General features: G+C 64.7%; 8 protein-coding genes. 2 read left to right on the forward strand and 6 right to left on the reverse strand.

Annotation, left to right across the window (positions count from 1 at the left end):
• The first annotated feature begins 1 nt into the window (after position 1).
• Both purQ and purL read left to right on the forward strand, forming a co-directional pair.
• The gene (gene purQ, locus ACR30Z_RS15255; protein WP_144650109.1) at positions 2–772 is read left to right on the forward strand and encodes a phosphoribosylformylglycinamidine synthase subunit PurQ; all 771 of its coding nucleotides are present in this window, start codon (positions 2–4) and stop codon (positions 770–772) included.
• On the forward strand, positions 769–3078 hold the full coding sequence (gene purL / locus ACR30Z_RS15260; protein WP_144650107.1) for a phosphoribosylformylglycinamidine synthase subunit PurL: 2310 nt from the start codon (positions 769–771) through the stop codon (positions 3076–3078). The genes purQ and purL overlap by 4 nt, the downstream gene beginning before the upstream one ends.
• 67 nt (positions 3079–3145) lie before the next feature.
• Here the strand turns inward: purL and ACR30Z_RS15265 are convergent, their stop codons facing one another.
• The 6 genes from ACR30Z_RS15265 to ACR30Z_RS15290 form a co-directional block, all read right to left on the reverse strand.
• Positions 3146–4564 carry a putative bifunctional diguanylate cyclase/phosphodiesterase gene (locus tag ACR30Z_RS15265; protein ID WP_244296688.1) on the reverse strand — a complete coding sequence of 473 codons (1419 nt, stop codon included), beginning with the start codon at positions 4562–4564 and terminating at the stop codon, positions 3146–3148.
• Positions 4561–5058: a hypothetical protein gene (locus ACR30Z_RS15270; RefSeq protein WP_144650105.1), complete on the reverse strand. Its 498-nt coding sequence runs from the start codon at positions 5056–5058 to the stop codon at positions 4561–4563. The genes ACR30Z_RS15265 and ACR30Z_RS15270 overlap by 4 nt, the downstream gene beginning before the upstream one ends.
• The gene (locus ACR30Z_RS15275; protein WP_144650103.1) at positions 5055–6233 is read right to left on the reverse strand and encodes a GGDEF domain-containing protein; all 1179 of its coding nucleotides are present in this window, start codon (positions 6231–6233) and stop codon (positions 5055–5057) included. The genes ACR30Z_RS15270 and ACR30Z_RS15275 overlap by 4 nt, the downstream gene beginning before the upstream one ends.
• Before the next feature lie 125 nt (positions 6234–6358).
• A complete protein-coding gene (locus ACR30Z_RS15280) occupies positions 6359–8317 on the reverse strand; it encodes a glycosyltransferase family 2 protein (protein ID WP_434373358.1) in 1959 nt (652 codons plus the stop codon).
• Positions 8317–10008, reverse strand: a complete 1692-nt coding sequence (locus ACR30Z_RS15285) for an ArnT family glycosyltransferase (RefSeq protein ID WP_434373359.1) — start codon at positions 10006–10008, stop codon at positions 8317–8319. The genes ACR30Z_RS15280 and ACR30Z_RS15285 overlap by 1 nt, the downstream gene beginning before the upstream one ends.
• Complete coding sequence (locus ACR30Z_RS15290) at positions 9998–11992, reverse strand: cellulose biosynthesis cyclic di-GMP-binding regulatory protein BcsB (protein ID WP_434373361.1); 1995 nt, start codon at positions 11990–11992, stop codon at positions 9998–10000. Before ACR30Z_RS15290 ends, ACR30Z_RS15285 begins: the two co-directional genes overlap by 11 nt.
• Position 11993 lies beyond the last annotated feature (1 nt).

Here is an 11993-nt window from a genome sequence, read left to right on the forward strand (position 1 = left end):
TATGACTTCGATCCCCCTGATTGGCGAGGCAGTCGCCGTCGCCGCAGAACCCCGGTTGGCAGGCGCCAAGATTGGCGTCGTCACCTTCCCCGGCACCCTTGACGACCGCGACGCCGCCCGTGCAGTGCGTCTCGCGGGTGGCACGGCGGTGTCCCTCTGGCACGCTGACTCCGAACTGGGCGACGTTGACGCAGTCATCATCCCCGGCGGATTCTCCTACGGCGACTACCTCCGTGCAGGCGCCATCTCACGTTTCGCGCCGCTGATGTCCAAGATCATCGATGCAGCGAACTCGGACGCCAAGCTCCCGGTTCTGGGTATTTGCAACGGCTTCCAGATCCTCACCGAGTCGCACCTGCTGCCCGGTTCCATGATCAAGAACGACCACCTGAAGTTCATCTGCCGCGACCAGACGCTGCGCGTGGAAAACGCCAACACAGCCTGGACCGTGGACTACACCGATGGCCAGGAAATCATCGTGCCGTTGAAGAACCAGGACGGCCAGTACATCGCCGACGAGAAGACCCTGGACGCCCTTGAGGCTGAGGGCCGCGTGGTGTTCCGCTACGTGGGCTTCAACCCGAACGGCTCCCGCCGCGACATCGCCGGTATCTCCAACGCAGCCGGCAACGTGGTGGGCCTCATGCCGCACCCCGAGCACGCAGTGGAGGCCGGATTCGGCCCCGAGTCGCTGAACGGCGAACCCCGCGACACCGACGGCCTGGGCTTCTTCACCTCCGTACTGACCAAGATTGTGGGAGGCGACAAGTGACCACGGAAACCACCAAGAAGTTCAACATCGACACCGTTGAGCACGCTGCCAAGACCCCGGACACGGAACTCCCGTGGGCCGAGCTGGGCCTGAAGCAGAACGAATTCGACGAGATCGTCAAGGTCCTTGGCCGGCGCCCCACCGGTGCCGAGCTGGCCATGTACTCGGTCATGTGGAGCGAGCACTGCTCCTACAAGTCCTCCAAGAACCACCTCCGCCAGTTCGGCGAAAAGGTCACCGAGGAAATGAAGAAGGACATGCTGGTGGGCATCGGCGAGAACGCCGGCGTCACCAACCTGGGCGACGGCTGGGCCGTAACGTTCAAGATCGAGTCCCACAACTCGCCGTCGTTCGTTGAGCCGTACCAAGGTGCCGCTACCGGCATCGGCGGCATCGTCCGCGACATCATTTCCATGGGCGCCCGCCCGGTAGCCGTGATGGACCCGTTGCGCTTCGGCGCCATCGACCACCCGGACACCGCACGCGTCATGCACGGTGCCGTTGCCGGCATTGGCGGCTACGGCAACTGCCTTGGCCTGCCGAACATCGGTGGCGAAATGGTCTTCGACTCCGTCTACCAGGGCAACCCGCTGGTGAACGCGCTGGCCGTGGGCGTTATGCGCCACGAGGATATCCGCCTGGCCAACGCCTCCGGCAAGGGCAACAAGGTTGTCCTCTTCGGCGCCCGCACCGGTGGCGACGGCATTGGCGGCGCTTCCGTGCTCGCTTCGGAGTCCTTCGATGACACCAAGCCCTCCAAGCGTCCGGCCGTCCAGGTGGGCGACCCGTTCGCTGAGAAGGTCCTCATCGAGTGCTGCCTTGAGCTCTTCAAGGGCTCGCTGGTTGAAGGTATCCAGGACCTCGGCGCTGCAGGCATTTCCTGCGCCACGTCCGAGCTCGCCTCCAACGGCGACGGCGGCATGGAGGTCGAGCTGACCTCGGTCCTGCTGCGCGACCCCACGCTGACTCCGGGCGAGATCCTCATGTCCGAGTCGCAGGAACGCATGATGGCCGTGGTTACCCCGGAGAACATCGAGGCCTTCGAAGCCGTGATGGACAAGTGGGCCGTGGAGTACTCCTGGTTGGGTGAAGTCACCGACACAGGTCGCCTCATCATCACCTGGGAAGGCGAAGTAATCGTCGACGTCGATCCCCGCACGGTTGCGCACGACGGCCCGGTCTACGACCGTCCGTTCGCCCGCCCGGAGTGGCAGGATTCCGTCCAGGCAAACTCCTTCACCGGTTCCGTTGAGGACGCCGGCCGCCCGTCGGCTCCCACCGAGCTGGCTGCGGCTGTCACCGAACTGGTGGCATCGCCCAACATGTGCAGCAAGTCCTGGATCACCAAGCAGTACGACCGCTACGTTGGCGGCAACACCGCCATGGCTTTCCCGGATGACGCCGGCGTAGTCCGTGTTGACGAGGAAACGGGCCTGGGCGTTGCCCTGGCCACCGACGCCAACGGCCGCTACACCTACCTTGAGCCGTACCAGGGCGCACAGCTTGCACTGGCTGAGGCCTACCGCAATGTCGCTACCTCCGGCGCCGTTCCGATGGCCGTCAGCGACTGCCTGAACTTCGGTTCCCCCGAGGACCCGGATGTCATGTGGCAGCTCGCCGAGGCCATCCGTGGCCTCTCGGACGCCTGCATGGAACTTGGCATCCCGGTAACCGGCGGCAACGTCTCGCTGTACAACCAGACCGGCACCACGCCGATCCACCCCTCCCCCGTTGTGGCGGTCCTGGGCAAGCTTGACGACGTCGCCCGCCGTACGCCGTCGGGCTGGCGCGAGGACGGCCAGGCTATCTACCTGCTGGGAACCACCGCAGCAGAGCTGGACGGTTCGGAATGGTCCAACCTCCGCGGACACCTCGGTGGCCTGCCGCCGAAGGTTGACCTTGCAGCGGAGCGTGCCTTGGGTGAAATCCTGATCAACGCTTCCCGCGATGGCATGGTTGACGCCGCGCACGACCTCTCCGAAGGCGGCCTCGCGGCTGCTTTGGTGGAGTCTTCGCTGCGCTACGGCGTTGGCGCCCGCATCGCCCTTGAGGAACTCATGGAGCGCGACGGCGTGGACCTGTTCACGGCCCTCTTCTCCGAGTCCCAGGCCCGGGCCATCGTGTCCGTGCCGCGCTCCGAGGAAGTCCGCTTCAAGGACATGTGCACCGCCCGTGGCTTCGCCCACCTCCGGATCGGCGTCGTTGACGCTGCCGGTGGAAAGCTGGAGATCAACGGCGTGGATGAGCTCTCGCTGGACGCCCTGCGCGAAGCCCACGAAGCAACCTTGCCGAAGTACTTCGGCTAGAAACAGCTGACATCGCCAGGCCCCGGGACTCCCTGAGTGCCGGGGCCTTGCGCGTAGCCGCAGGGGTTTACGCCGGCCAAGTCTGCTGCCGGACCAACTGTGCAGTGAACTCCGCCTCGGGCAGCGGCCTGCCGAAGTAGTAACCCTGCCCGCTCGCGCACCCGATGCTCCGGAGGGCTTCTGCTTGTTCGGCGGTTTCGATACCTTCCCAAACACCCTCCAAACCACAGGAGCGGATGACTTGATGGATGGCGGCCAGGAAGCTGAGCTGGGACGGGTCTTTCCCCAGGTCCTTCACGAACTGCCGGTCCACTTTCACCCGGTCCACAGGCAACTTCCTGAGATAGCCCATGGACGAATAGCCGGCACCGAAGTCGTCGATCTCAAGTCCGACGCCCAACCTGTGCAGACTGGCAAGGGTGTAGCGATCCAGCTCGTTGTTATGGATGATGGCGCTCTCGGTCAGCTCCAGCACGAGCGATTCCGGAGGAAGGCTTTCCTCCGCCAGGGCCTCGCTGACGTCATCCACGAACTCCAGGCTTTGAAGGTCCGCGGCAGAGACGTTGATGCGGATGGAGAAGTCATGCTGTGAAGTGGCAGGGTTATCCCGCCAATGCCGCAACTGCCCCACGGCCGTGCGGAGCACCCACCGGCCCAGTTCCGCGATGAGCCCTGTGGCCTCGGCGACGGGAATGAACTGGTCCGGCATGATGAGGCCGTGATCGGGGTGGTTCCAACGGACCAAGGCCTCGCAGCCTTCGATCCTTCCTGTGGCCAGCTCGACGATCGGCTGGTAAAAGAGGACCAGCTGATCCGAACGGATGGCCTCTCGGAGCTCCCCCACGATCCGTCTCTGGAGCTGCCGGGCGTGCAGTGTGGCGGGATCGAAGACCTTGAGCTTGTTCCGGCCCTCGCTTTTGGACTCCTCCATGGCCAGGTCGGCCTCCTGAAGAAGGTCTTCGGCACTGTGATGCTGCTCTGCGACCCGCAATCCCATGCTGGCTCCGCAGCGGACGCTGTTGTTACCGAGGTCGATGTTCGGTTCCAGCGCGGCCAGGATGCGGTTCCCGACGGCGGCGGCCCGGGGTTGCGGGGTGGCGGGCAACAGCACCGCGAACTCGTCGCCGCCCAGGCGAGTGACGACGTCGTTATTCCGCACGGCCGAGCGGATGCGCATGGCGACCGTGACCAGAATCTGGTCGGCCGCGGCGTGACCAGCTGAATTCTTGAGCGCTTTGAACCCATCCAGGTTCACCAGGAGCAGCGCAGGAGGGGCAGCTCCCCGGGCCGCGGCGTCCTGCGCATCCATGAACGCATTGACCAAGGCCAGGCGGTTGCCGAGCCCGGTGAGGGTGTCCGTGACGGTATCGCGCCGCTGTTCGTAGCGTGCTTGGTGGAGTTCCTGCATCAGGGCCTGAATATGGCGTTCCAGTTCCCCGATCCGGGGATCAAGGTCCGCTGGACTGTCCGGGGTGGTGCTGGTCACGACTCTTCCAAGCGTCGCAGGCTGGGGTCGGCAACGGCCTGCGGTTTTGCCACCGGATTGCGGCGTTCGTCCAGGAAGAGCCGGTAGGACGCGATATCCAGCCTGCCGTCCGGCTCTACTTTGTTCCCGGCCCGGTATACGTGGGTAATCCAGGACCCACCGAGGATGGCCTCAATCCATGCGTCGCATTCGGCCAGCGGAAGGTGGATGCGCGTCCCGGTGTTCCTCCGGTGCCCTGCAATGGATACTGTGATGCAACTGCCCAGGAGGCCCTTGTCCGCCGTGAACCAGGCAAGGCCTTCGACGTCGGCCACGATGGTCAGGTTTGCATTTCCGTCTTCCACGGACTGAACGGGTCCCATCCTCACCGAACGGCGGTCAGCGTTCAGTGACGTGTTGGTGCCCGCCGTGTAGGGAGCGCTGGTGATGTCCTGCCTGAACGCTGACAGCTCCTGGGTGTGCTGGATCTGAATTTTGGTGGTGAGCTCGTTCATGATCGTGCCTCATCCGCGATAGTTGCCGCCTGGAGGCGGTCTGCTCCTACAATCCGGTTTCTTCCTTGCGCCTTGGCGCTGTATAGGGCTGCGTCCGCTACCTCGATCAAGAAGGTGAGGTCCGCTGCAGCGGGAATGCTTGACGTGAGCCCGTAGCTCACAGTCGGGAATGTGACACCTTCCGGACCCGTCGTGGAAGCCATCCGCCGGCTGATTTCCACAGCGATGCTCTCAGCCCGTTCCTGTGTGGCGCCGGGCAGGAAGAGGATGAACTCCTCACCGCCATATCTTCCGATGAGGTCCGTGGACCTGACCGATGCTGTGCATGCCTCGGCAAACGCCTTCAAGGCAGCGTCGCCGGCGCCGTGACCGTGTTCGTCGTTGACGGCTTTGAAGTGGTCCAGGTCCGCCAGGACAACGGCTGCACCGGAATCCGTGGCGTGCAGCCGGTTGAGCTCCGTGGCGGCCAAGTCAAGGAAGGCACCGCGGTTGAGGAGACCTGTCAGGTGGTCACGGGTGGCCCGCTCCTTGAGTCCCTTGATGAGCTGGTCACTGGTGAGGGCCGTCATGCTGAAGGACACGGTGACCAGCAGCACCATGGATATCAGTCCGGACGGTCCGGGTCCAAAGTACGTCCGGAAAGTGTCACTGGTGGGTCCCTCCAGCGCGTAGACCAGCCAACGCGCCAGATAATACGCAGCCAGCAGCCCGGCCGCCACCGACAACGCTTTGTGGACTTGGGAATGTGCGGCCTTGATGAACCACAGATCTTTGGCAGCCAACGCAATGCCCACGGTCATCATGGCCAGATAGACGAAACCCCCGGACCATACGTTGGTCCCGGGGCTCTCCAGCACGGAAGCAACGGCAGTAACCACCGGGGCCACCGCCAACTGCCAGGGGGCGGCCTTCATGTCCCGCAGGGTAAGAGCTCCCGCCCACACGCTGAAGGCGCCGGCCACCACCAGGACGTTGCCCACGGGGTTGGCCCATTGTTGGTGGGCCGTGCCGTTGAGGAGGAACGCCGCATTGCCCACCATGAATTCCAGCAGGGCAACACTCCACCAGCCGGCATACGGCGAGCGCGTGCGGTGGAAGGAGATGCAGAACAGCACCAAAAGGGTAACTGTGACCACGCCCAGGGCGACTCTCACGGAAAACGCATCGAGCACCATGTCCAACCCCCTCAGCTGGTCATCCTTCGGCCTTTGAGTCCAGTGTGGTGGGGGTTACTCAACCCGGATGCGGCGTTTGCTCAAGATTGGCTCAAGATCGCCCGCGGGTGGCATCCAACGTATCCTCACCCAGCCCAGTGCCCGTCGTCGTGGTATTCCGCTTCCAGTCCGTGGGGTGTCTTTTCCCATTTGTGCGGGCTGGTGACCATCTGCCAGGCGGCCCGCCAGGCGGCAACCGAGTGCAGCACCCAGTAAAACGGATTCAGCAAGGCGAAGATGGCGATCCGCCAGCCGTGGCGCCGCAGCGTGGCAACACCGGAAACGACGATCATCATGGCGTTCCCAAACAGCATGGACACCACGCCGCCCACCAGCAGCCATTCGGGCAGGACCAGGCCAACAATGTCGTAGCCGATGTAGGTCACCACAGTGAAGCCCACCACCAACGGGTAGGCAAGGAACGCCAGCGGCGTGCCAAGGATGAGGCCCAGGAAGCCGATGGTGCCGGCCACCCCGGTGCTCTTGATGTAGCGCAGGGAGTTACGGGTGTTCACGGCCGAGGTGACCATGTAGCCCTTGATCCAACGGGTGCGTTGCTTGATCCAGGCCGGAACCTGCGAGCACGCTTCTTCCCAGGTGGTGGAGTCGATGACGCCTACGCGGTACCCGTCCACGGCTGCCCGCAGGCCCAGGTCCGCGTCCTCGGTAACGTTCCACGGATCCCAGGCGCCTACTTCCTTCAGCAAGGATGTGACGAAGTGGTTGGACGTGCCGCCCAACGGCAGCGGGATGCCGGAGTTGTCCAGCCCCGGGAGCATGGAGTCGAACCAGTGGGTGTACTCGATGGTGAACATCCGGGTGAGGACGTTCTGGTCCGCGTTGAAGTAGTTAAGCGCGGCTTGGACGCAGATGAGGGGTTTGCGGTTCGGGTTGAGGTGTTCGCGTTCGAACTCGTCCTGCTTGAACGCTGCTATGGACGCCCTCAACTGACCGGGGTCCGGGCGGTCTTCGGCGTCGTAAATCACCACATACTCGCCGCGAGCGAAGGTCAGCCCATAATTGCAGGCCCTCGGCTTGGTTTGGGGATCGCCTTTGGGCACGATGAGGATTCGGACATATTCCGGGGGCCGTGAGGCCTTCGCCGCGGCGATGGTCTCGGCGTCGTCTTCCTCAAGCAGGACAAGGACATCGAGCTTGGAGCGCGGGTAGTCCAGCTGGCCCAGGTTGGTCAGCAGTTTGTCAATGATGTTGGCTTCCCGGAAGACGGGCACCAGGATCGTGTAGATGGGCAAGTCCGCGTCAGGAACCCGCTCCTCCGCCAGGGGCGGGAGGCCGCGGCGGGCCCGCTCCCTGTTCCTGGCTTTGGTGACTCCGGCATCGTGCAGCCTGTCAAAGGGGCTGCGCAGGCTAGCCAAGGACTTGAATCCGATACTGACCAGGAAGACGATGTTGGCTGCGGCCAGCAGCACAATGATGGCCGTCAGCGGCGAGACGATGAAGGCGGCCACAATTCCTGCAACCAAGACCACCGGAAGGTAGCGCTGCCATTGCGTCAGGGCAGTGCGCGCGGACTCCCCTGGCCGCTCCTCGGCGAGGCGTTCGGCGGACTCGTACAGTAGGTGGCGGCGGAAGGAGCGCTGGATGGATTGGTTGATGTCCCAGTCGGTGGTGGTGCGGAAGACAACGTCTTGGACGCCAAAGGTCAGCGCCGCCTCGTGCGCGATGGCCGCCGAAGGGGCCACGGCCGTAGCCACCGTCAGTGTTTCACCGTCCATCCGCCAGGGCAGCCAGCGCGGTTCACCCAGTTCGCTGTAACCCAGCATCTCCATCAGCTGGTCGTCGACAGGTTCGGCTACCAGGTCAACCAGCGGCGCATCCCATTGCTCCGCCAGCACTTCATAAACCCGACGGCGGTCCAGCCCGGCTTCCAGGATGAGGTGCCGGCCCAGCAACCCGCCTTCGCTCGCGGCACGGGCGAGGGCGCGCTGCAGCTGTTCCGGGGTGACCAGGCCGGCGGCCAGCAGTGTCTGTCCGATTGATTGTCGGTTGAGCTGTGGCTCCGTAACGTGTGAAGAGGACGTCATCAGTCTGAGGACCTTTCATAGATCCGGTGCGTTGGTGTGGAGAAGGCGACGGAGTAGCGGACGTTGAAGGAAGGGTCGCTGACCATTGCCCGGTACACGAGGTCCGTGGGGCCCGAGTCCCTGGCTCCCGTTCCGGCTTCAACGTTGACGAACACCCACTTGGCGTATTTCGCCGGATCCTTCAGCGCCGGGCCAAAGTAGTCTCCGGCGGCGCGGTTGTAGATCTCCTTGAGCGGAATGCCCATCACGGGGAGTACAGCATTGCCGCGGGCACTCTCGTCCATCAGGATTCCGCCGGACTCGTAGTGATCGTGGAGCCAGCGTGCTGCCGCTGTGGAATTGGTGGTGGATTCGGCGGACATTCGCCCCTCGGCCAGCACGGCAAGTCGGCCCGTGGGGTCCTCATTCCACCACGCATTCTGCGCTGCCAGCGTCGCCAGCAAAGCGCCAATCACCCAAGGCCTGAGCCGGGCGGGCCTGGTGATCTCATGGACGAACACCGCCACCAGGATGGCCACCAGTGGCAACGCCGTGAGGGCGAAGCGGTTGTTCCACCACGTGGACGGCAGCGAGTGATCGTTGTTGATGGCGGTTTGTCCCAGGAACAAGCTCAGCAGTGCGAATGCGTAGGCGCTGCCGGTGACCGCCACCAGCAAAGTGCTGTTGGCGAAGCCCCTCCTGAAGACCAACACGACGGCGCCGCACGCCGCCAGGGCGAGGACCACCACCCCCGCGGTTTCCAGCAGCGACCAGTGGAAAGTAGTCAGCGTCAGTCCGAGGTTGCCCTTGGTAGGCAACAGACCGCCGTCGGTGATGTTTTTCTGCTGCGCGTAGGCGGAATACTGCCCGAACATGAACTCCAACGGATTGCCATAGATGGCCCAGTTGTAGGAGATCCACCACAGCACGGCGGCGGCCGGGACCATCACGTAACCGCCGGCCATGATGAACGCTTCGCGCCACCCACCGGTTCGGCGTTTGGCCACGACCAGCACGAAGAGCGTTCCGGTCATCACCAGCGCCCACCCCTCGTAGCGGGAGAGCACTGCAGCGGCAGAGGGAATGCCGGCGAAGACTGCCAGTTCGCCGGCACTCATTCGACGCCGGCTGGTGGCCCAGTGCGCCAGGCCAGCCATTCCGCCCACGATGCACATGATCAGCACCGGTTCAGTCAGCGCCGTGGTGTAGACGTACAGAACGGCCGGGTTGGCCAGGACCACCAGGGTGGTGGCCAGTCGACCTGCCCGGCCCAAACCGAGGCGCGCTGCGATCAGGTACAGGCTTGTGGTGGTAGCGGACAAGGCGAGAATCCCCAACAGTCCGGCGGCCCAGCCCGTGCTGAACAGCCACATGTTCAGCACGAATGGCGCCAGCAGAAGGTGGGGCATTGGCAGCCACACCGTGCCGAGCTGTTCAAAGCCGGGCGCCTTGCTGTCGAAGATGCGCCGGGCGATTGTCAGGTGGCTTTGGGCGTCCGAGTAGTCCAGGTTGGTGCCCTGGCCGATCGTGTACAGGCAGGCGAGGTATCCCACCAGCAATGAAGTCACCGCGACGATCCTGGTGCCGGGGACCTTGCGGCCATCCACCGGAGCGCCCAGCCGTTCCCAGCCCCACGTGACCAGGGATGTCAGGGACCGCAGCGCCGGCTGCCGGTGGGCAGCCCGGCGGCGCGTGGCAACGCTAGTTGCCATGACCCGGTTCGGTCGCCTTCTGTTCTGCGTCCACATAGTCCTGTGCTGCCTTGGCACGTCGCCTCATGAGGACGGTCCGGAGGGCGAAAGCCAGGCCCAGGATCAGGACCGCGCCACCGATCCACCAGGCGTAAGGACGGTAGTCGTCGGTGACGGCCTTTTGCGGAACCACCACGTTGCTTTCCAGCAGGACGGGTGTTCCCGAGGGCTGCGTCACCAGGAGGTTGCGGGACAGCGAAGCCCACCCGCCCTCAACACCACTGACATGCGAGGCCAGCGATGCCTGAAGCGTGGACGCCGCCGCAGTGTCACCTTCCGGTGCCCAGGCACCCAGGAGCAACAGATCGCGACCACCTTGCTCGAAGGCTTCCAGCACGCCGAACGGTGCCGTGGTGCCTACGCCATACTCGACGTCGGCGGGCGCGATGGTGCGGAACTCTGCCAACCGGAGGGGTGCCGAGAGCCTGTTGGCAGCGTCCGCGGTGGCGCCCACCACCAGCCCGGACTCACTGGAGCCAGCCAAATCATCGAGGCCCACCATGCGGGTGTCCAGCAGGGTGGCACTGTCCCGCTGCAAGGACGCTACCAGCGACGCTGCGTTGACGGTGTTCGCCTGAGCGTTGCCATCGCCGAATGCCACGGGAACGCTTTGGCCAAATGTCTGGGGGAAGCGTGCGAAACCGGCTTTCGTGGAGCCGCCGCGGACCGCGGTGAGGGTGCTGCCGGCTGTGTCCACGGTGACTTCCATGGGCATGACGCCCGCCGGTCCGGTGCAATCGCCGCCGACCGGGAGGGCTGCGAGGCGTATCCGCAGCCCGTTCTTCGCCTGAAGCTGGCCGGCTGGAACGTCGGCGTCCACCGTGAAGGTGTCGCCGCCGTCGAGGTTCTTGGAGCTCAACAGGTAATCGTTCCAGAAGACCGAAACCTGCGCCTGAGCGTTATCCGGAACGGCCGTGTGCGTGCCCTTGAGCTGGACCTTCACCGATGAAACCGGGCCGCCGAACTGCGACTGGGTGACACCCACGTAAGATTCCGGAGTGCCGTAGCCGGACAGTTTGAGGGTGCTGCTGCCCAGGTCCTTGAGGCTCTGGACCAGGCCGGGCGCGGCGGGCAAGGCGGAGGTCAGCCCGGTGACCGATGACGTCACGGCGAGCGCGGTCTTGTCGCTGGAGAGCGCCCGGGCCGCGGTGCGGAGCTGGTCGTCGTGGCCGCTGAGGATGAGCTGCGGCAGTCCGGCAGCGGTGGCGAGCTCGGTACTGGTCTCGCCTTGGTCGGCCACAACGCTGAGAACCCGGCTGCCCGCCGGAAGGTTGGCCGCGCGCGCCGCAAGTTCAGTGTCCGGAACCACGCTGACGGCGGCATCCGGATAGCGGTGTGACATGGCGGCGGAGGCCGTCATGATGGCAGCGGAAACATCGGCTCCCGGCTCGGCGGGGACGGGAAGCACGACGGCGGGCACGGACGCCGGGAAGAATTCGCCCACCGTGGTGGGAACCTTGGCCGTTCCGCTGAAATCGACCGCCAGGTTATTGAGAGTGGCCGTGGCGTTGGAGACGACGCACATGGTTTGCGTTGCCGCCACGAACTGCAGCCCCACCGTCAGTTGCTGGCCCGCCACGTCCGCCGCTGTCATGTCCGCGGCACTTACTGCTGCGTCGAGGGGAATGCTTGCCGCTGCTTTGGTTTCCAGGACCACCCTGCCATTGACCGTCGCCCGGACCGTCCCTTCCGGCTTCCCGGACACCACGATGGTCCCTTTTACCCGTGTGGGTTCCAAGCCTGCCGTCACCGGCACCACCAGCGTCTGCTCATTTTGGCCGGCCAGGGCCGAAACGCTGGAGGATGTCCGCAGTGCAGCTCCTTCAGGGGGAGCCGCGATGGCTCCCGGCGCTGTGACGGCGGAAAGAGCCAGCGTTGCGGCACAGGCGAGAATGATGGCCCCGGCATGCGATCGGGCGCGGGGTCTGGCAGGGGTTTGGGTCACG

The sequence above is a fragment of the Paenarthrobacter sp. FR1 genome (genome assembly GCF_051106045.1).
Taxonomy (GTDB): domain Bacteria; phylum Actinomycetota; class Actinomycetes; order Actinomycetales; family Micrococcaceae; genus Arthrobacter; species Arthrobacter nitroguajacolicus_A.